Origin of the sequence: Luteolibacter ambystomatis (genome assembly GCF_018137965.1) — a bacterium.
Taxonomy (GTDB): domain Bacteria; phylum Verrucomicrobiota; class Verrucomicrobiia; order Verrucomicrobiales; family Akkermansiaceae; genus Luteolibacter; species Luteolibacter ambystomatis.
The window spans coordinates 3,490,789-3,511,826 of sequence record NZ_CP073100.1 but is presented as its reverse complement, the minus strand read 5'-3'; the positions used below and the strand labels follow the sequence as shown (position 1 = coordinate 3,511,826).

Sequence of the window (21,038 nt, the reverse complement as noted above, 5' to 3'; positions counted from 1 at the left end):
ATGTCCATTTTCTCCCTCATCACCCTGCTCGCCGTGGAAGGCGGGCACGAAGCGCCTCATGAGCTGCCATCGCTCGGCGTCTGCCTGCTCTACCTGCTGGGCATCGTCTTCTTCCTGCTGCTGAACGCCTTCTTCGTGGCTTCGGAATTCGCGATCGTGAAGGTCCGTCCGAGCCAGCTGGAGACCGGCAACAAGGACAGGCCGACCCGCATGAGCACCGCCCAGCATGTGGTGGGGCATCTCGATGGCTACCTTTCCGCCACCCAGCTCGGCATCACCATCGCCTCGCTGGCGCTCGGTTTCCTTGGTGAGCCGTTCGTTGAGGCGCTGGTCAATCCGCTGTTGTTGATGATTGGCGTGCCCGCGAAGGTGGGCTCGATCATTTCCTTCATCCTGGCGATCGGCTCCTTCACCTTCCTGCACGTGGTGATCGGCGAGCTGCTGCCGAAATCCATCGCCATCCGCAAGGCGGTCGTCACCACCTTGTTGCTGGCCGCGCCGCTGCATGTGTTTTACAAGACCTTCAAATGGGGTATCGCGATGCTCAACGGCACTGCGAACTGGCTGCTGAAGGTGATCTTCCGCATCGATCCGGTCAGCGAGGGCGAGCATGTCCACTCCGCGGCCGAGCTGGCGCTGCTCTTCGCCGAGAGCGAGCGCGCCCAGGAAGTGACCGAAACCGAGCGCGAGATCCTGATCAACGCGCTGGAGCTGAACGAACTCTGGGTCCGCGACGTGATGACGCCGCGCGCCCGCGTGGTGGCGCTCGATGCCGACCAGCCCTTCGAGAAAGCGCTGGAAATCGCCCAGCGCAGCAAGCACACCCGTTTCCCGCTGATCAAGGGCCACCTCGACCACGCCATCGGCCTGATCCATATCAAGGACCTGCTCAAGCTGGTCAGCCAGCCGGATCCGGATCTGATGCGGATCAAGCGCGAGCTGAAGATCGTGCCGGACACCATGCCGCTCGACACGCTGCTCAAGTTCTTCCTGCGTGAGCACGCGCATCTGGCAATGGTCGTGGACGAGTTCGGCACACCCGTTGGCATCGTGTTCCTCGACAATGTGATCGAGGAGCTGGTGGGCGACATCCAGGACGAGTTCGACAACGAACGTTCCTCGTTCAACCGCATCAATGACGATGAATTCGTCATCGAAGGCACGATGACCCTCAACGACCTCAGCGGCTACGTGGAGGAACTCTATCTGGAAAGCGGCGAGGTCACCACCGTGGGCGGCTACATCACCCAGCAGCTCGGCCGCTTCCCGGAGCCCGGCGAGACGATCGAGATCCTCGGCTATGAGGCGAAGGTGACCAGCACCGACGGCCGCCGCGTGGGCCAGGTCCACTTCCGCAAGCTGCCGGAATCGAGCGACGAGTCCGAAGCCTCCGAACCGGAAGAAGTGCTGGCTGGCAAGGAAGCGGAGTAAGTTCTTCGCACGTAGTTCCTCCTGAAGGAGAGACTGCTTACGAAGAGTCTCAGCTTCTGCGTGCGATCACCGTGAGGATCTGTGCGTCTGCTTCTTCCGGAAACGCGCATGTTTCTTCGAACTCGGCGATGCCTTCGAAGTGCTCGAAGCCCGCGGCGACCAGCAGCGCGTGCAGTTCATCAGGTTCGAACCAGCGCAGCGTCTGCGAGCATTCATGCGTCGCCAGCGGATTCCGCTCCGCATCCATCAGCGTGTAACGGTGTTCGCGTTGGAGCGTGCGGTTTGCGGGATCCATCCGGTGCCTGGTTTCCAACCCGCCGATCCGCCCGTCCGGCAACCGCACCTCGTGATCGGGATACCATTCGTTCTCCGGCAGATCGCCTTCCAACTCCGCATCCGGTGTGAACACGGTGAGATAGAGTCCTCCTTCCGGCTTCAGCAATCCGGCGATGCACTGCAGCGCCAGCGCGGGGTCGGGGCATAGCTGGAGCGTGAAGGCCGGAACGACGATCGCGGAATAGAGCGTATCCGATTTGAAATCCTCCACCGTGCCGGCATGCAGTACCGGCTCCAGGCCGATCACCGCCGTTTTCTTCCGGCACAGCGCCATCATGTCCGCGGATGGCTCCAGCCCTTCCACTTCGAAGCCCTCCAGAAGCAGCGGAATCAACAAGCGGCCCGAGCCGCATCCGACCTCCAGCGATGGCCCCGGGAAGTGGGCAAGGAACGTCTGGAGCAACGGCAGTTCCACGGACGGTCCTTCCGCCTCCCAGAAAGGATCGTGGAATTCGGCTTCGAGAGACTGGTAGCTGGCCACGGCGCGAATCTGTGCGGCCATGCCCGGAAGCTCAATCCAAGCCTTTGCGCTCGCCCCAGTATTCTCGTGCTTTCTGTTCCATGATGGCTTCGGCGTAAGCGGCAACCAGGACATCCTCCAGCAGGGTTTTCGCTGCTTCTCCCGCTTCGTTGGAGGCGCTCAAGCGCGGCTGGAACATTTCATCAAGGGCTCTCGCCCGCAGGTCTTCATTCTGCGCGATGCCTTTGGCCATCTCTGCAAGTGCCTGAGAGCGGAAAGCGGATGAACCCAGAAATGCTTCGAAGGCTTCTTCGTCCGCACCTTTGCCACTGTCGGGCAGTTGCTTCAACCAGACCTTGCGGGCTTCTTCCTTGCAGACATCCATGACTGCTTTCCAGCGGGGGTGCCGGGAGAGTTCTCCGGATTTCGCCCATTTGATTGCGATCTGATGGAGCTCGCCTTTCCTCTCTTCGAGTGCCTTCTCGATTTTCCCCAGATCAATGAGCCCGCGTTCCAATTTCGCGATGATGTCTTGGAATTGAAGGGCGCGGGCGGTATTGGTCAGGGAGCCGGAACCTTTGACACCGACGGTCGCCGTGCTCCAGCCAACACTCAGTGCGGCCACTCGCTCCTTGCCGGGATTGAGGATGATGGGGCCTTGCACGGAGAGCGTGCGGATGGAGCCGGCTTGGTTTGGAGTTGATTGCTTCAGAAGCACGCCGCTCGCCCGTTCGATGGTCACCAAGCCGTCATCCTTGGTTTGGAAGGTTACGCTCTCGGGGCTTTGTGCCTGGACGGTGCCTCCTTGAACGCTCTTCCACCATAACGGCTTCCAATCTGACGTGCTGCCAGCGAACCCCGTGGTCATTCCCTCGGTGGTCAGCATGGTGCCGCCGACGAGTGTCGGGTCCTGTATGGAGGGAGGAGCCTTGGCATCGTATGGGGTCCATGCGTAGGAAACGGCGTTGGAGAAACGATTGAGGAATTTCAGGTCCTCCAGCATCCCTTCTATTTTGAAGGTGTGATCTCCCCGCTGCATGTAGACCACATCGCCCGGGATATTCCACATCCGGCCGATGTCCGCGGGTTTTTCCGGATTCAGGATGTTGGTCTCGCTCACCATCAGTCCGGATGTCATGTCCAAGGCGACAGTGGCATCAAGGGTTCTGCCTTTGGACTCCGAATGGTATTTCGCGATGAAGCCGCCAGTCTTTTTATATGCGGCGGCGAGCTCTTCGGCGACTTTGTCCGCTGTCTCATCGGCTGTGGCGTGACCGACGAGGGCGAGCAGGAGAAAGAGGGATGTCTTCATCAGCATGAGTGGATCTACCGATAACCGATAGATCCGCTCATGCTATTGGAGAAGAAACAATTCTTCGCAAATTGTCGCAGGCCGCAGGAGTTATGACATGGCTCTCTGTCCCGCGAAGAAGCTTTCCATGCGGTGCTGCATGTCTTCATAGAAGCGGCGCTTGATCGCTTCCAGCGCGGCCAGCTTTTCCGGCGAGGCGGCTGCGGCGGCTTCCTGTTCGAGGTGCATCTTCTCCGAGAACGCGCGTTCCATCTCGATCAGCGAATCGAGGAACTCACGCGCGGCGCGGGAATGCTCCACGCCATCCACCAGCGCGTTTTCGAGGCGCTTGTTGCGGGTGACGGCGAGCAGGTTGCCCTCGGCAAGCTGGCCCATGTAGCGGCGGTGGCTTTGGAGGAACGCCTTGTGCTCGGAGTCGAAGGTGACTTCGTCACGATCCACCAGCGAATCGTAGGGACCGGGCTTGGTGAAGAACTTCACAACTAGCGGGATGGTGTCCACCAGCATGAACAGGAGCGTGAGTACCAGATAGGTGTAGAAGGCGAAGACGCCGCCCTCCGCGCCGCTTTGGAAGAGGCGGTGCAGAGCGAGTGTTTGCGTGAGGATGTCGCGGCGGGGCTCCGCGCGGATGGCGTCGAGGCGGGTGGCTTCCTCATTGGAAATGCGGGCCAGTCCATCCTGGGTCAGGGAGAGTTCCTTCAAGCGGCTATCGATCTGCTGCTTGATGGTTTCACGCAAGGCGTTCTGTTGGGTGACGAATTGGCCGGCCTGGTCCTCCTCCACCTTGCGCTTGAGCCCGGCCACGCGGTCGGCTTCCGCTTTGTTGGCGGCCTCGATTTCCTTCATGTGGGCTTCGAAGGTACCGATGGCGCCCTTTTCGGCTTCGCGGATCTGGGTCTGGAGTTTGGCCTTCTCGGCGGAGACGTGTTCCAGCAGGCCGCCGAGGCGCTTCGATTCCTCGCGGCGCGGGTCGAGCTGGTCGGAGCGGATCGAGCGTGCGCGCGGACCTTCGCCCTTCAGGCCGGAACGCTGGCCGTTGAGCTCGCGCTCATACTCGGCCTGCCAGTAGCCCAGTTCGCTCTGGACCTTGGTATAGAGCGGGGTGAGTTCCTCGGACTGTTTATCGACGGTCGCGAGACGGTCGCGGAAGGGTTTGGTCGCCTCGTCGGTGGCATTTTTCAATTCCGCCTGCTGTTCCTTGGTCAGGCCGGGAATGGCGGAGGAGGCATCCTCGGTCTCCTGCAGGATGAACTTGGCCTGGAAGGTTTCGTTCCACTTCTGGCGCTGCTCGGCGATGGCGGTTTCCAGCTTGGTGATCTCCCCGCGGATCTTCGTCTTCTCGTTTTCGAATCCGCCACGCACGGTCTCCACCTCGGCGGCGCGGTCCTTCTCGATCACCGCGGAGACGGTGTCGCGGAAAAGGAGCAGCACCAGCGGGTGGGCGATGGTCAGTCCCATCAGCACCGCCACGCATAGACGCAGCGCGAACTGGGACAACTTCCGCGTCCATGAGAGATAGGGCCGGTAGCCCGCGATCAGGGCGCGGTCGATCGTTAGAATGATGAACGCCCACACCGCCGCCACCGGATAGATCACCTGCGGGTTCTGGGTGAGGGTGGAGAGGGCGTAGGCGCAGGCGATGAAGGCGAACGCGCAGGGCACCAGCACGGTGGCGCCGAAGGCGACGTATTTGCGCTGCTCCCAGGCCGGGCATTGCTCGAGCGTTTCGGTGCCCGCGCCGGAGAGCCAGAAGAAGAGTCGTTTGATCGGGCTGGATTTCATGGGGAGAATCTTGAAAAGGGATCAAAAAAGAGTCCGGAACACTTCGGTTTACTACCGGGATTTCCTTCCATTGTTTCATCACATTTCCGGGATTCTCTGAAAAAATCGGGGGATCTTTCCACTGGACCTACCGGGGTCGATCCGGAGCGGCCCGCCACGGATTCGGTTGCCCGCCGCGCCCCGGCCCTCTACGAATGCACGGGATGCGCAACCGCTTCTATCAGGCTTGGGATTTCGAACGCCGCTCCGGCAAAACGGACGAGGGCGACTACCGCTCGCCTTTCCAGATCGACCGCGACCGCGTCCTGCACACGCCCACCTTCCGACGGTTGCAAAACAAGACCCAGGTCTTCTGGAGCGGGGAATACGATTTCTACCGCACCCGCCTGACCCACTCGCTGGAGGTGGCCCAGATCGGCAAGGCGATCTGCCACTGGTTGGAGACGCGTCCGGACGGTCCGTTGGAGCCGGACTACACCGTCGATCAGGATCTCGTCGAGGCCGTGTGCCTGTCGCACGACCTCGGCCACCCGCCCTTCGGTCATGCTGGCGAGCGCACGCTGAATTTCCTGATGCGCGGCCATGGTGGCTTCGAGGGAAATGCCCAGACGCTGCGCCTGCTTACCGACCGCATCTTCTCCGCCCGCCGAACCGGCATGGATCCGACCCGCGCCTTCATGGATGGCGTGCTGAAATACAAATCGCTCTGGACCGAGCTGAAGGCCGCCACCGGTGCCGAGCCGGAGCATCATTTCCTCTACGACGAGCAGCACCATCATCTCGACTGGGCGATGGGCGGGAACGATTTTCCGTTGGAGCTGCCACCCGGCCCGGTGCGGGATGGCTTCAAGTCGATCGAGTGCCAGATCATGGACTGGGCGGACGACACCGCCTATTCGCTGAACGACCTCTCCGACAGCGTCCGCGCCGGATTCCTCACGATCTCGAAGATTGAGGCGTGGGCGGAGGCGAACGGCGTGGAAAAAGGCGAGGGCACCCCGCTCGGCGATCTCATCCGCGCGATCCGCCGCAAGCGTGTCGATCCGCTCGTCGGCCGTCGCATCGGCTCCTACATCCAGGCCACCCGTCTGGAGTCGGACGTGAACTTTCTCAGCGGCCTCACCAACCGCTATCGCTACCACCTCGCCATCGATCCGGATGTGAAGGCGGAGTCGAAGCTCTTCAAGAAGCTCGCCTTCGAGGTGGTGTTCCTCTCACCGCAGCTCAAGCAGCTCGAGCACAAGGGCAGCCGCATGCTGCGCCAGCTTTGGGAAGTGCTCGGCCAGCGCTACGTCCGCGGCGAAACCATCGACGGCCAGGACTTCCAGCTTCTCGCCGCCGACACCGTTTCGGAAATCACCGCCGCTCCGGACGAGAACGGCCGCGCACGCCTCGTCTGCGACTTTCTCGCCGGCATGACGGACGGCTACGCCGCCCGCACCTACAAACGCCTCTTCATGCCGGACTTCGGCTCGATCGGGGATTTGATCGGGTGAAAGATATTAAAGATATTTGAAACCGAGCAGGCGACTCTCGGCGCTGACGGCGGATGGCGCGCTGTATCGCTTTGCCTTGATTCAGAAACCGAGCAGGCGACTCTGTTGTGCCAGTTGCGCCCGGGCCAGAACCGGCTTTGCCTTGATTCAGAAACCGAGCAGGCGACTCTATAGATGACGTGAAGTGAAAGGATATTCATGCTTTGCCTTGATTCAGAAACCGAGCAGGCGACTCTGCTCAAGGGCGACCGTGCGCTTGTATTGCAGCTTTGCCTTGATTCAGAAACCGAGCAGGCGACTCTTCCCGCCGGAGCGGAAGCGATCAACCGCCAGCTTTGCCTTGATTCAGAAACCGAGCAGGCGACTCTAAGGCTGGCAGGTTTGGGAGGTTGACGAGAGCTTTGCCTTGATTCAGAAACCGAGCAGGCGACTCTTGCCTCGGGTTCTTCGAAGTAGAGGGAGGAGCTTTGCCTTGATTCAGAAACCGAGCAGGCGACTCTTCATCAGAGCGACGGGAAGGAACCCGGCACGCTTTGCCTTGATTCAGAAACCGAGCAGGCGACTCTGCCGTAGTTCGCTCGGCGGCACCGGTGGTGGCTTTGCCTTGATTCAGAAACCGAGCAGGCGACTCTGCGCGGGCGCATAGGCGAAGGTGCCGACCGCTTTGCCTTGATTCAGAAACCGAGCAGGCGACTCTACCATCCGCATCGATGGTTGTGGCCGGTCGGCTTTGCCTTGATTCAGAAACCGAGCAGGCGACTCTCATTTCCCGGAAATCGTCAGCGAATCGCCTGCTTTGCCTTGATTCAGAAACCGAGCAGGCGACTCTTCACCTACACGGCCGTCGCTCACGGCTCCAGCTTTGCCTTGATTCAGAAACCGAGCAGGCGACTCTTGGTGTAGCCGCGCGATGGTCGGCACCTTGGCTTTGCCTTGATTCAGAAACCGAGCAGGCGACTCTGCAATCCACGAAGGATGCCCGCTCCGAGTTGCTTTGCCTTGATTCAGAAACCGAGCAGGCGACTCTAGGGTGATCTCCGAGGAACGCAGCAGTCCTGCTTTGCCTTGATTCAGAAACCGAGCAGGCGACTCTGCGCCGCGTCCGCGTTGTTCGCTTCCGGCTGCTTTGCCTTGATTCAGAAACCGAGCAGGCGACTCTAAAGAAAACGGAGAGACTTCACCGCCGGTTGCTTTGCCTTGATTCAGAAACCGAGCAGGCGACTCTCCTACATCGCGAGCGGGGTGGACGTGAAGTGCTTTGCCTTGATTCAGAAACCGAGCAGGCGACTCTGCGCCGCGTCCGCGTTGTTCGCTTCCGGCTGCTTTGCCTTGATTCAGAAACCGAGCAGGCGACTCTAAAGAAAACGGAGAGACTTCACCGCCGGTTGCTTTGCCTTGATTCAGAAACCGAGCAGGCGACTCTCCTACATCGCGAGCGGGGTGGACGTGAAGTGCTTTGCCTTGATTCAGAAACCGAGCAGGCGACTCTCCGATCCAAGGTGATGTGGTCACCGCATCTAGCTTTGCCTTGATTCAGAAACCGAGCAGGCGACTCTGCCGCTGCCGGGATTGCCACCGGAGTTTCCGCTTTGCCTTGATTCAGAAACCGAGCAGGCGACTCTGAATTTTCCGCATTGGATTGACCGGCGACGGCTTTGCCTTGATTCAGAAACCGAGCAGGCGACTCTTTCAGATCGAGGAAGGCCATGCATGCTGCGGCTTTGCCTTGATTCAGAAACCGAGCAGGCGACTCTGAAGGTCTCCGCAAGAAGATCGCGGAAGCCGCTTTGCCTTGATTCAGAAACCGAGCAGGCGACTCTACCTGGAACAACACCAGTTCAACGTCTGGGCTTTGCCTTGATTCAGAAACCGAGCAGGCGACTCTGATGCCCGCCTGAACCTCTATGACGCCATCGCTTTGCCTTGATTCAGAAACCGAGCAGGCGACTCTCACCGCCAGCGAGTGGGAGGGCGATGTTCAGCTTTGCCTTGATTCAGAAACCGAGCAGGCGACTCTGTCGATGTTGTCCCCGAATGGATAGGGAATGCTTTGCCTTGATTCAGAAACCGAGCAGGCGACTCTGCACATCCAGACCGGGCCGGGACTGCTATTGCTTTGCCTTGATTCAGAAACCGAGCAGGCGACTCTGCGGGAGTGGATCGCGTTTTCCCAAGCTCGGCTTTGCCTTGATTCAGAAACCGAGCAGGCGACTCTCCAACATCCTGCATGCGCATTGACTCCTTCGCTTTGCCTTGATTCAGAAACCGAGCAGGCGACTCTCGCCGCCAGTGAACAGGAAAAGGCCGCCCTGCTTTGCCTTGATTCAGAAACCGAGCAGGCGACTCTTCAACACTTGGACTGCCGATCAATACTATTGCTTTGCCTTGATTCAGAAACCGAGCAGGCGACTCTCGCTTCCCGCGACAGGCGTGCAGCAGGCCGGCTTTGCCTTGATTCAGAAACCGAGCAGGCGACTCTTTGCCTCCCTTCAAGCCTACCAGCTTGCCGGCTTTGCCTTGATTCAGAAACCGAGCAGGCGACTCTCTCGGCACCGCTACCAAGCCCGCGGCTCCCGCTTTGCCTTGATTCAGAAACCGAGCAGGCGACTCTGAGGCACCGGCGGGTGCGGTGGAGGTTCCGGCTTTGCCTTGATTCAGAAACCGAGCAGGCGACTCTTTCGCCGCCTCGATCCTGCTGGCCCTGTGCGCTTTGCCTTGATTCAGAAACCGAGCAGGCGACTCTTGAGCGTGGCACCATCTGCATCCACCAGCAGCTTTGCCTTGATTCAGAAACCGAGCAGGCGACTCTGCAGCAGCGCGGCACGCGGCCGCCCTCCGTGCTTTGCCTTGATTCAGAAACCGAGCAGGCGACTCTAGGCGGACCGCTACCTGCGCGACGTGCGCGGCTTTGCCTTGATTCAGAAACCGAGCAGGCGACTCTGAAGCCGCAGAAAAGGCCCGGCTTGAAGCAGCTTTGCCTTGATTCAGAAACCGAGCAGGCGACTCTGAAGCCGCAGAAAAGGCCCGGCTTGAAGCAGCTTTGCCTTGATTCAGAAACCGAGCAGGCGACTCTAGGTCGCCTGCTCGGTATTCATTTCCAGTGATTTGTAGCTATTTATGGAAAACGGAGAAAGGTTCACCAGAGCTGGATTTGTTCCGGAATTTCTTCTGGAGGGGCTTCTTTGGCCGGTTTTCCGTGGATGATGTAGGCCCGTTCCCACTGGGCTTTGGTGATGTAGATCGCGCGGATCGAACCTTCTTCAGGAACAGCCAGCCGGATGCGCCGGAGGTGGGTTTCTTGTCTGGCGAAGGTCACGCAGGGCCGGGCGTAGACGCTGAACTGGATCATCTGGAAGCCATCATCGAGCAGGAACTTCCGGAAATCGGTGGCCCGTTTCCGTTCCGCTTTCGTTTTGACCGGCAGGTCAAAGGCGACCATCAGCCAGCCCATTTTGTAGTGGTTCGGGTCCATGGCCGGTAGGGGCCGGATTGGGCGGTGGTTACCGCTTGGCGGAAGGAACGGACGGCTCCTTCAATGACGCCTCGGATATCGAGCGTGAGATCAAAATAGTCCACCTTCTCCAGCGGGAAGGCCGTCACCCACTGGCGGAATTCGCGGGTAACCTGCCAGTCCTTCTCATCGGGATGCCGCCGGATCCAGTCCGCCACCCGCCAATCGACGCAGGGGCGAAAGGGCTCCATGAGATCGTAGGCCAACGGTGTGGAGTTTTCCCGCGTGGCGTGGGCAATCCCGAAAGTCGGATCCAGTCCGACGGCAAAGAGGTTTTGCAGGACGGTGGACAGCAAAACCGCATAGCCGTAATTGAGCAGCGGATTGGGGCCGTCTCCATCGCGTCGACGCCGGAAATCGTCTGTCTCCGCCACCCGGTCCGCGTAGATCCGCCAGAACGCTTTCGCGCATTCGGCCTCCTTTGATGCGAACCTTCCCCGCGCCAGCTTGCCAAGTCGCTCCAACCGTTCGTCCCCGGGTGCCAGTTCTGCCGCCAGCGAAAACTGGTTCATGCATTTTGAATCGATCGTCTTTTGCCATAGTCGCTGCTTCAACTGGGCCGGGATGTAGGCTTGGGCTCGGGTGAGAAGCGTGTCCGTGGCACGATTGGCGGGGAGGACGAGTGAGGCAGGCTTGAAGTTCTCGCAGATGATGAGGCCCACGCCGTGCTTGGCGGCTTCCAGCAGCAGCTTCGAATGGATCGAAGCGGAAAAGGATGTCACGATAATGGCGGCGATGTCTTCCAAAGGAAGACGCCGTTCACCGTCCGCGCTCTTGCAGGTCAGTTGCCCATCCTTGCAGGAAAGGGAGCAATCGGGAGAATCGATGCTGACGATGTGATAGGACACGGCATCATGCGGGATAGCCTGTGTAACGTTGCGGAAGAATTTCCAAATGTCTCTTTATTAACCCAGCGACAGAAACTTCACGCCAAACCCCGAGGCCGGTATCGGGTCGACCAAAGATCTGTGGGCGTGTCAAATCTAGCTTCAAGGACGCTTTGATTGATTTGATCTGCCATATTCCGTCCCTGTCTCCTTGGTTTGTAAGTCTGATCAGCATTCCATTTCGGAGAATTCGAACTGGCTTGCCTCCATTGGCTTTCCAGATTTCGTCGAGGCGGGACTGGACATTGTGGAAAGAGATGATCCTTGGGGCGGGATCGAGGCAGAGCCCGTAGTTCTCGTTGATAATGAGTGCGCCGGAGATGGCTTGGAGTTTGCCGGAGCCTGCCTTGGGCATCGGCCCCAGCAGTTTGCCTGCACGTTCTTCTCGTTCCTTCGGGACTATCACTCGCCGTTTGTTTTCGATAGTGGTTGTGCGCTGCCGGAGCTTGACGCGCGCGTCCGTGCCTTTCCCTTCGAGGGTGACGATGCCCCAAGTGGTGAGTTCCGCCCTAGTGCCGGACCGGTCGGCGGGGATATGCTGCATGACGCGAGACTGAGCTAGGGACCGCGCTAGAGCATTCTTGAGATCAGTAGGGAGATCGTTGAGCGAAGCACGGGTCACCTCTCGCCCCCTGCTGTCCAACTTGGTGTGGAACTTGTAAAGTTGAGTGGCCCTAAGTCGGCACACATCTTCTTCGGTTTTGTTGCGAGCGATGATAGACTTCCATAGTTTTCCGCTTTGGTTCTCTCCGTGAAAAATGAATGGAAAATAGTGAGCGGTAAAGCCGATCGTGGCTGCATCGAGGGCGTGATGGAGGTGGGTAAGGTTGCGAATCTCCTCTTTGGGGCGGACTTCGCCCCGCTCATTGAGTACTTCCGGACAGGCCAGTGCTAAAGCGCCGGTGAGCTTCCATGCCTTGCGGATTTCTGCGGTGACGGGTCCTGGGATAGGGAAGATGGGAGCATCCACCAGTTTTTGGCGGATGGACTTCGTGGCGAGTTTTACGAGATGGCTGGTCTGAGTGAGCTGCCCTTCAGTAAAAGTGCGATCCTTGTCCTCGTAATCCTCGATCATCAGCAAGCGCTTGCGGGCGCTTTGTCTCGCGTAGTCATCCGGATAGGATTCTTTGCGGGCGACTTTTAAAGATTCGACCCATTTTTTGTATTTGTCAGGAGATACTATCCGATCGTCATCTGCATGATCTAAAATGAAGCGCCTAGCAGTCCGGTTTCCTTTTAATGCGTTGATTTCCGCGCGCGTAAGGACCAAGCCCGCCATTGAATCCGAAAGCCGTTTGGATCGCGGAATGATGTGTTCAAACTGCAAATCGGCCAGTTCAGCCTCTCCGTAATCTCGATGCGTGAATGGACATGTCCAGTTGAGATCCATTGCAATCCTGCACTTTTTGATCAATGCATATGTTGGATAGATCCCTTTTTCGATGAGTCGTTTCTCAGCTGATTTGTGTTGAGCGATTTTTGCATTTTCGGCCGATTTTATTGCAACACGGTCTTTGCCGGAGAACTCTTTGAGTTCACGGGCGACTTCGACAATGACTTGTGTGTCGGCTTTGGCTAGATTGGGGAATTCCGTGATGAGATCGTCGATCAGACGGTCGAGAATTAACAGCCGGTGGCGGACGAGGTGGTTGTTGGTGAGTTGGTCGAGCGGACGCTTGTTCTGCACCTCCCTCACCCGGGAGGTCGGAACATTGAGATCGTAGAGGACGCCGTTCGCCGGTTTGGCTTCGCCCTTTTCGGGATCGGTGGCGGCGCAGGCCTTGGTGGAGTCGAATCCCGCGAGCACTTCCTCCACCACCTGCCGCAGCACCGGTTTGGCGTAGGGGGCCCGGCCTGTGGGGTATTTTGCCGCTACGCCGCTTTTGCGCAGATAGTCTTCAAAGGTCGCATAGGGCTTCTGGCCACGCTTCGGCTTGTTGTCTTTGGCGAAATTTTCTTCGAGGGCCTTCAGTAGCGAGGGCGGATTGCCGGAAATTTCCAGCAGTTGTGCGTAAGTGATTTTCTTGCCGCGGCTCCAGGTCGTCTGCGCGGCTTGTTTGGCCGGTTCAGGCAATAGGTTCCAAATGGTGGAGATTTTCGCACGGGCTCCGGTGGCCTTGCGGACTTCGTCCTTCACCGGATCGAGGACCAAGGCGTCCGCGCTGTCCGGGTGGAGATTGAAATAAGCTTCGGTATTGGTCTCTACGTCACCGCAGTGGGCACGGATCTCTTTTTGGAGAGTCGCGGCTGTGAGGCTGCCTTGGGAAGAAGCCAGATCCCAAAGGTGCTTCCGCAGGGCGCGATCAAGCGGCTGGCCGTCTGCTCTTAGATTAGCGAGGATGCGTGCAAACCGGTATTCGAGGAATTCGCGGCACTTGGCGGCGGGAACCTTGGAAAACTTGTCTGCCAGTTGACGCGCCTTGTCTTCCGTCTGCCCGGATTGAGTGGCTTCATCGAAGGTCTTCGCCCATGTGATCGGACAGCGGGCGATGATGCGGTTGTCGAAACGGGGGACGAGTTGGCCGAAGAGTAGTCCGCCGCTGTAGCGCTTGGGCAGGCGGATACCCTCGGTGGTTAAACGCTTCCGTTCATCCGCGGTTAGATCATCGGCAGTCAGGATCATCCGGGCGAGGGCGGGGTCCAGTCCTGGAATTTGTCCGAGGTGGAGCGAAAGCAGGCGACCGACTTCCTGCGTGACGACGCGCCGCGGGTAGGCGGCGTTGAGAGTTTTGTAGGGAAGTGTGGAAGAGATCCGTTTGCGGAATTTCGCCGGGTCCAGCCTCAGGCAGGCACAAACCGTTTCTGCCATTGTCTCCGTGCCGTGTTGCTGCATCAGCTCGATTGCGTGTGTTTCCTTCTCCGTGTCCTCGCCGGATTCCTCATCGCGGGACCAGCGGGAATTGCCATCATAACCGCGGTTGTGGGCATACCAGCGCAGCACGGTCCAGAGTTCGAAAGCAGAGAGTTGATGGTGTTTCTGCAGGGCCGCTGCGGCGAGCAGGAAAGGGGCCGGATGCCCGGGACGGTCCAGCTCCTGCCGGGACAGCACGCCGTGATGGAGCAGCCACTGCTTCAATCGTTCGATCCGCTGACGGGTGGAACGGATGTGACGGCGGGTGCGGCGCAGATTCCGACGTTGGGAGGCCAGGCAGTCATCGGTCGGGAAAGTAACGACTCCGGTTGCCACGATGTCTGGCTGGGCCGGAGCTGGCTGTGGCGCGGAAAGGACGCACCAGCCAATGGATGCGTAGCCGATGTCAAATGCGAGCGTCAGGCTCATAGGGGATCGGATGAATATGAAATGATATCTATCAAGTCCAGACTTAACCTGGACGACGGGCTTGACCGGAGATTTGAGATTTGTATGCTCCTCCCTGAATCAAGACAAAGTTTGAGGCACAAACAGGCTCCCTGGCATTGCCGACACCTGGTCCAAAAGTGTTTTTAACAAAACGGCCGCCCGACGGGGCGGCCGTTTTTTGTTGAAGGTGAATCCCTGTTTCCGATGGTTCACTTCACCTTCGTCTCACGCGGCAGGTACTGCATGAAACGCTGGCGGTCGCGGCATTGGAAGAGGGCTTCCTCCAGGCTGATGTAGCCGCCCTTGAGCAGGAAATCGAGGGAGTCGTCGATGGTGTGCATGCCTTCCTTGCGGCCGATTTCCAACAGGCCGACGATCTGCTCGATCTTGCGGTCGCGGATGAGCGAGCGGAGGCCGTAGTTGACGCGCATGACTTCGGTGGCGAGGACGCGGCCGCTGCCGTCCGCCTTTGGCAGCAGGCGCTGGCAGATCACGCCTTCCAGCACGTTGGCGAGTTGGGAGATGATCTGCGGCTGCTGGTCGGCGGGGAAGACGTCCACCAGACGGTCGATGGTCTGCGGGGCATCGATGGTGTGGAGGGTGGCGAGCACGAGGTGGCCGGTTTCCGCAGCGGTCAGGGCGATGCGGATGGTTTCCAAATCGCGCAACTCGGAGACGACGATGACATCCGGGTCCTGGCGCAGCGTCTGGCGCAGGGCGTTGGAGAAGTTCTTGGTGTCCTTGCCGATCTCGCGCTGTTTGATCAGGCAGGAGCGGTGCGGCAGCATGAACTCGACGGGGTCCTCGATGGTGATGATGACGCCGGAGCGGGTTTCGGAAATACGCTTCACCATCGAGGCGAGCGTGGTGGTCTTGCCGGAGCCGGTGATGCCGGTGACGAGGATGAGGCCGCGGCGTTCGTTGCAGAGGGTCTCGATGGTCTCGGAGTGGCCGAGGCTGGAGAGTTCCGGGATGTTCTCCGGGATGTGCCGGAAGACGGCTTCCAAGTGGCCGCTGGCGAAGTGGACATTGCCACGGAAACGGCCGAGGCCCTGAATCTCGATGGCATAGTCGAGTTCCCAATCGGTTTCCAGGCGGGAGCGCTGGGCTTCGCTGAGGGTCGAGTAGATCAGGCTGCGGGTGGACTCCGCATTGAGGGTGAAATCTTCCAGCGGCACCATGGAACCGTGGATGCGGGCGGCGGGTGGTGCGCCGACGCTGAGGTGCAGGTCGGAACCGCGGTTTTCCACGGTGATGCGGAGATATTCGTCGATGTCGCGAAGCTGGGACATGGGGCTTTGGGTGAGGAATCTGGGAAAGGAACGGAGGGCGGACGGATCAAACGTAGCCGCGGAGCGCGCGGTCGAGGTCCTGGGAATTCGGCGCGGCGGCGCGGGCGGTGGCCGGGCTGATGTGGCCGTGAATGGCGGCGTGGGTCAGGGCGCGGAGCATCGAGACATTACCGGGCGTCTCGGTGCGGGTGAGGAAGTCGCGGATCTCCGCCGTCTGGCGGTTGCGGACCCATTCGCGCACGGCGGCTTCGTTCTGCAGCGATTCGCAGACAAGGTGGAGCGTGCCGCTGGTGGAGGGTAGCAGTCGCTGGCAGAGGACGCCGACGAGGTGGCTGGAGAGCAGTTGCAGCGAGGATTCGCGCTGGCCGTCCGGGTAGAGGTTGCTGAGTCGCTCCAAGGTTTCGGTCGCCCCGGGGCTGTGGAGGGTGGAGAGAACCAAGTGGCCGGTTTCCGCGGCCCGCAGGGCGACCTGGGCGGTGTCCTCATCGCGGATTTCCCCGAGGAAGATGATGTCCGGGCTCTGGCGGAGCGCGGTGCGCAGCGCGTGCGGGAAAGACTTGGTGTCGCCCCCCAGTTCGCGCTGGGAGAAGTGCGAGAGGTCGTTTTCGAAGATGTATTCCACCGGGTCCTCGATGGTGACGATGTGGCGGCGGTAGTGGTGGTTGATCCAGTCCAGACAGCTTGCGATGGTGGTGGACTTGCCGGAACCGGTGGGTCCGCTGACCACGATCAGGCCGCTGCGGTGGGACAGCCAGTTCATGAGCAGTTCCTGAGGCAGGCCGAGCTCGTGGAAATCACCGACGTAGCGTTTGATGGGGCGCAGCACCGCGCAGAGTTTGCCGAGCGACTGGTAGAGGTTCACCCGCAGCCGCGAGCCGTCCGGGGCGATCCAGCTCAGGTCGGACTCGTAGTCGGAGGCGGGGTCGGTGTTGCAATCGCGCCAGAAGTCCTCCAGGCACTTGCGGTTCAGGGGCTCGTGTTCGAACACCAGCAGCTCGCCGTTGATCCGGACGCGGGGCGACTGGTCTTCCGCGATCAGGAGGTCGGTGGCTCCGGCGCTGAAGGCACTGTGGACGAAATCGAAAACGGCGGGCATTGGATCGAATCTGATTGGGTTTTCGGGCGGTGGGAATCCGGAATTGGGCCGGATCCACGATTACCGTTAGAATGTCCGGCAGCCCATGAAAAGCGATTGGCGGTTAAGAGTCGGTTAAGGGATGTCAGGGCGGGGGAGCGGACTTGACCGGGAGGTGCGATGATTGTTCATTTGTGCAGCAGATGACCGAGTCCCCGCAGGCACCGAAACCCCTGGTGATGACGCCCCATGAGGCGCTGAAGCGGTATTTCGGGTTCTCCGGATTCCTGGATGGGCAGGAAAGCGTGATGGACGAGATCGTCTCCGGCCGGGACGGGCTGGTGGTGATGCCCACGGGTGGCGGCAAGTCGCTGTGCTACCAGCTTCCGGCGCTGTGCTTCGGCGGGGTTACGCTGGTGATTTCGCCGCTGATCGCGCTGATGAAGGATCAGGTGGACGCTTTGATCGCACGCGGCATTCCGGCGACGATGATCAATTCCACCGTCCCGTGGGCGGAGCAGAAGGAGCGGCTCGATGGCATGCGGGATGGCACCTACAAGCTGGTCTATGTAGCTCCGGAACGCTTCCGCGCGGAGAGCTTTTTGAATGCGGTGCGCGGCGCGAATGTCTCGCTGTTCGCGGTGGATGAGGCCCACTGCCTCAGCCAGTGGGGGCATGATTTCCGCCCGGACTATCTGCGCCTCGGCAAGGCTCTCGAAAAGCTGGGGCGGCCACAGTGCGTGGCCCTGACTGCGACGGCCACACCGGTGGTGCGCGAGGACATCGTCTCCGTGCTCAAACTGCGGGAGCCGTTCGAGCGGGTCAGCGGCTTCTCACGGCCGAACCTTTCGCTGGGCATCACGGCGGTGGAAAAGGCCGCGCACAAGGACGAGCGGATGCGCGCGGTGATTGCCGCGCACAAGACCGGCATCGTCTATTGCGCCACCCGCAAGAAAGTGGAGGCCGTCTCCGAAACTCTGGCGAGCTGGGGCGTGAAGTGCATCGCCTACCACGGTGGCCTCAGTGACTCGGAACGCGAACGCGCGCAGGAGGTTTTCATTCAGCGCAAGGCGGACGTGGCGGTGGCGACGAATGCCTTCGGCATGGGCATCGACCGTGCGGACGTGCGTTTCGTGGTCCACTACGAGGTGCCCGGCAGCGTGGAGGCCTATTATCAGGAGGCGGGCCGCGCCGGTCGTGATGGCGAGGCGGCGGTATGCGAACTGCTGTTCAACTACGCCGACACCCGCACCCAGGAGTTCTTCATCGATGGCGCGAACCCCACGCCCGCGATCATCCGCGGCATCTACCAGTATCTGCTGAACCAGGCAGACAAGGAGTACGAGGTTCATCGTACGTTGGACGAGATCGCCGAGGGCGCGGACGTGAAGAATCCGATGTCCGTGGGCAGCGCGCTGACCGTGCTGGCGCGCGGCGGCTATATCGAGCGCTTCGACATCGCCGGGCGCCGGACCCGCGGCACCCGCCTGTTGAAGCCGGACGTGCTCGCGCGCGGCCTCCAGCTTGACGAGGCGTCCATCGGCGAAAAGGACCGCCGCGATCGCGAGAAACTCAAGGCGATGGTGGAGATGTGTTACGCGCGCACCTGCCGCCAGCAGTGGATTCTCGGCTACTTCGGCGAGGAGGACGCGCGCACCTGCGGCGGTTGTGATGTCTGCCGGGATGGTGGAGCGGGGGAATCGCGGCCGCCGACGGCGGAGGAAGCGATGATCGTGAAGAAGGCGCTCAGCGGCGTGGCCCGCATGTCCCGTCGCACGCCCGAAGGCTGGGAGGGGCGCTATGGCCGTGGCCGCATTGTGCAGATGCTGTGTGGCAGCCGTTCTCAGGAAATCCTCTCCGCCGGGCTCGACAAGCTGAGCACCTACGGCCTGCTCAAGGAACGCGGCACCGGTTATCTGAACGGGCTCATGCGCGCACTGTCCGATGCCGGCCTGCTCGAAACCGAGCCCGGTGAATATCCCGTCGTTTCACTCACCGCTACCGGTGACCGCGTGATGCGCGGGGATGTGGATTACCGTCTCGTTTGGCCCGCGGCGGACGATGGCCCGGCGAATCCCGGGTTGAAGGACCACGGCTTCGATGGCGGCTTGTATTCGATGCTGCGGGATCTGCGGATGAAGATCGCGGACAAGGAAGGAGTGCCGCCGTATGTGATCTTCGGGAACAAGACCTTGGAAGCTTTCGTGCTCTATCGTCCTTCCTCGGAGGAAGAGGCGCTCAAGATTTCCGGCGTGGGCGTGGTGAAGGCACAGCGCTACCTGAAGCCGTTCCTGGATGTCATCAAGACGTGGAAGCGCGGGCGCTGAGCCGGGCTAGCTTTCCGGCACGACGATCGCGCGCGGAATGGGTTCGCCGGGCGGCGATGAGGCCGGCTTGGAAGCGGTCATCGTGGGATCGTTCTGGGAACCCGCCGGAGTGGTGGCGGGGGATTCCGCCGGGAGCGACTTGGCGTGCGGCTCGATGAACTTCGGAGGCGCCGGAGGAACGTGGGTATCGGCGCCACCGTATTTCTTCTCGATGAGCGGAATGGCCCAGACACAGGCGTAGATCACTCCGCCGGTGAGGAGGATCAGCATCACGGTGGAAGCCACTCCACTCGATCTGCGGAGATGGCGCGGCTCGGAGACCGAGGCGTCGTGATAGTGGTGGGTATGATGATGACTTGGTTCCGGCGCGTCCACGATGGACAGCACGTCATCGGGGCCGGTGAAGGCGACGGGCTCGAAGAAGTCCATCCAGCGGCTCGGATCGATGCCTACGAATTCCGCATACTGGGCCAGGAAGCTCTTCGCATAGGTCGGGCTGGGGAACGACCCGTAGTCGTCCTTCTCCAGAGCCTCGATGACCCGCGCGGGTATTCGCGTGCGATGGGCCACATCAGCGATGGACATGCCCTTTGCTTCGCGTGCTGCGAGCAACCTGCTGCCTGGTTCTTCCCAATCTTCTGCCACGGCTGTCTCCTATGTCAGAGTATGCACAGCGTTCCTACAACGCAAGCTTCGAGCCACCGATTGCCGTTTGACTCCGTGGAAAGGGGGGCGAATGATCGCCGCGATGGCGATTGAGAAACACGTGCTCTTCGTATGCACCGGCAACACCTGCCGCAGCCCGATGGCAGAAGGACTCTTCCGGAAGGCGGTGGAATCCCGGGCGGATTTTGCGGTCGGCTCCGCCGGAGTCTCCGCCCGCAAAGGGACTCCCGCCAATCCGGAGACGGTCGCCCTGCTCAAAAAACATGGCGTGGATCTCAAGGGCTTCTCCAGCCGCCCGCTCAGCCATGACCTGCTGCGCGAGGTCACCCACGTCTTTGCCATGACCCGCGGCCATCTCCGTGCGATGGAGACGGCATTTCCCGAGCATGCGGACAAATTCTACCTCACCTGCGAATTCGCCGAAGTGCCGGGCGAGGGGATTGGGATGGATGTGCCCGATCCCATCGGCATGGGCCGCCGTGCCTATGAAGAGGTTGCGGACGTCCTGGAAATCGCGATTCCCTCCATCATCGCCTACATCGATCAGACGACGAAGGAGGATTGAGCGGGGGAGCTTTTGGGCTTCCCCCCGTGGGAAACTCAGATCATCCCGAGCTTCATCTTCCCTTCTTCGGAGATCATGTCCTGGTTCCAGGCAGGATCCCAGACCAGTTCGACCTTGGCGTCGTCGATGCCGTCGATGGTCATGATCTTCGACTGGGCGTCCGCGGCGATGACCGGACCCATGCCGCAGCCCGGGGCGGTGAGCGTCATCTTGACCGTCACCACGGTCTTGTCGGCCTCCTGACCGATGGAGCAGTCGTAAACGAGGCCGAGATTGACGATGTCCACCGGGATTTCCGGGTCATAGACGGCCTTGAGCTGGGCCCAGACCTGCTCCTCGAGCGGAGCATCCTTGAGTCGCTCCGCCTCAGCGTGTTTCTTCTGCTCTTCCTCGTCATTCAGGCCCAGCGCATCGCCGTCCTTGGAGGAGATGCGGGCGAGGCCCTGGGTGGTGGCCACGGTGAAGGTGCCGCCCAGACGCTGGGTGATGAACACCTCCGTGCCGACGGGGAGGGTGATGGTGTCGCCACTCGGGATCTGGATGGCATCCACTTCGCGGGCGAGCAGGATCTTGTCTTGCATGGCGGCAGTAGAATGC

The 21,038-nt window shown here is 60.5% G+C and carries 14 protein-coding genes and 1 CRISPR repeat array; of the genes, 4 read left to right on the top strand and 10 right to left on the bottom strand.

Annotation, left to right across the window (positions count from 1 at the left end; all coding sequences use genetic code 11):
• Window positions 1–1,431: a hemolysin family protein gene (locus KBB96_RS13310; RefSeq protein ID WP_211629936.1), complete on the top strand. Its 1,431-nt coding sequence runs from the start codon at window positions 1–3 to the stop codon at window positions 1,429–1,431.
• A gap of 49 nt (window positions 1,432–1,480) precedes the next feature.
• Here KBB96_RS13310 and KBB96_RS13305 read toward each other — a convergent pair whose 3' ends face one another.
• The 3 genes from KBB96_RS13305 to KBB96_RS13295 all read right to left on the bottom strand — a co-directional run bounded on the left by KBB96_RS13305 (window position 1,481) and on the right by KBB96_RS13295 (window position 5,321).
• Window positions 1,481–2,269, bottom strand: a complete 789-nt coding sequence (locus tag KBB96_RS13305; protein WP_211629935.1) for a class I SAM-dependent methyltransferase — start codon at window positions 2,267–2,269, stop codon at window positions 1,481–1,483.
• A 10-nt stretch (window positions 2,270–2,279) separates the two neighbouring features.
• Window positions 2,280–3,539, bottom strand: coding sequence for a hypothetical protein (locus tag KBB96_RS13300; RefSeq protein WP_211629934.1), 1,260 nt, complete (start codon window positions 3,537–3,539; stop codon window positions 2,280–2,282).
• Window positions 3,540–3,629: 90 nt separating this feature from the next.
• Complete coding sequence (locus KBB96_RS13295; RefSeq protein ID WP_211629933.1) at window positions 3,630–5,321, bottom strand: DUF4407 domain-containing protein; 1,692 nt, start codon at window positions 5,319–5,321, stop codon at window positions 3,630–3,632.
• Between the two features lie 203 nt (window positions 5,322–5,524).
• Between KBB96_RS13295 and dgt the strand changes: the two genes are divergently transcribed.
• The gene (gene dgt / locus KBB96_RS13290; protein WP_211629932.1) at window positions 5,525–6,817 is read left to right on the top strand and encodes a dGTP triphosphohydrolase; all 1,293 of its coding nucleotides are present in this window, start codon (window positions 5,525–5,527) and stop codon (window positions 6,815–6,817) included.
• Between the two features lie 68 nt (window positions 6,818–6,885).
• Window positions 6,886–9,890: a CRISPR direct-repeat array (repeat unit 36 nt; unit sequence GCTTTGCCTTGATTCAGAAACCGAGCAGGCGACTCT).
• A gap of 63 nt (window positions 9,891–9,953) precedes the next feature.
• Here dgt and cas2 read toward each other — a convergent pair.
• From cas2 to KBB96_RS13265, 5 genes are all read right to left on the bottom strand, one after another.
• The gene (cas2, locus tag KBB96_RS13285; RefSeq protein WP_211629931.1) at window positions 9,954–10,289 is read right to left on the bottom strand and encodes a CRISPR-associated endonuclease Cas2; all 336 of its coding nucleotides are present in this window, start codon (window positions 10,287–10,289) and stop codon (window positions 9,954–9,956) included.
• A complete protein-coding gene (gene cas1, locus KBB96_RS13280; RefSeq protein ID WP_211629930.1) occupies window positions 10,256–11,176 on the bottom strand; it encodes a type II CRISPR-associated endonuclease Cas1 in 921 nt (306 codons plus the stop codon). The genes cas2 and cas1 overlap by 34 nt, the downstream gene beginning before the upstream one ends.
• Window positions 11,177–11,180: 4 nt before the next feature.
• Window positions 11,181–14,495, bottom strand: a complete 3,315-nt coding sequence (gene cas9, locus KBB96_RS13275) for a type II CRISPR RNA-guided endonuclease Cas9 (protein ID WP_211629929.1) — start codon at window positions 14,493–14,495, stop codon at window positions 11,181–11,183.
• Between the two features lie 230 nt (window positions 14,496–14,725).
• A complete protein-coding gene (locus KBB96_RS13270; RefSeq protein WP_211629928.1) occupies window positions 14,726–15,808 on the bottom strand; it encodes a type IV pilus twitching motility protein PilT in 1,083 nt (360 codons plus the stop codon).
• Window positions 15,809–15,854: 46 nt separating this feature from the next.
• The gene (locus KBB96_RS13265) at window positions 15,855–16,904 is read right to left on the bottom strand and encodes a type IV pilus twitching motility protein PilT (protein ID WP_211629927.1); all 1,050 of its coding nucleotides are present in this window, start codon (window positions 16,902–16,904) and stop codon (window positions 15,855–15,857) included.
• Between the two features lie 182 nt (window positions 16,905–17,086).
• Here KBB96_RS13265 and KBB96_RS13260 point away from each other — a divergent pair, with 182 nt between their 5' ends.
• Window positions 17,087–19,210: a RecQ family ATP-dependent DNA helicase gene (locus KBB96_RS13260; RefSeq protein WP_226373540.1), complete on the top strand. Its 2,124-nt coding sequence runs from the start codon at window positions 17,087–17,089 to the stop codon at window positions 19,208–19,210.
• Between the two features lie 6 nt (window positions 19,211–19,216).
• Here the strand turns inward: KBB96_RS13260 and KBB96_RS13255 are convergent, their stop codons facing one another.
• A complete protein-coding gene (locus KBB96_RS13255; RefSeq protein ID WP_226373539.1) occupies window positions 19,217–19,855 on the bottom strand; it encodes a helix-turn-helix domain-containing protein in 639 nt (212 codons plus the stop codon).
• Window positions 19,856–19,958: 103 nt separating this feature from the next.
• Between KBB96_RS13255 and KBB96_RS13250 the strand changes: the two genes are divergently transcribed.
• Window positions 19,959–20,441, top strand: a complete 483-nt coding sequence (locus KBB96_RS13250; RefSeq protein ID WP_211629925.1) for a low molecular weight protein arginine phosphatase — start codon at window positions 19,959–19,961, stop codon at window positions 20,439–20,441.
• 35 nt (window positions 20,442–20,476) lie between these two features.
• On the opposite strand, the gene sufT is transcribed toward KBB96_RS13250, so the two are convergent.
• A complete protein-coding gene (gene sufT / locus KBB96_RS13245; RefSeq protein WP_211629924.1) occupies window positions 20,477–21,022 on the bottom strand; it encodes a putative Fe-S cluster assembly protein SufT in 546 nt (181 codons plus the stop codon).
• Window positions 21,023–21,038 lie beyond the last annotated feature (16 nt).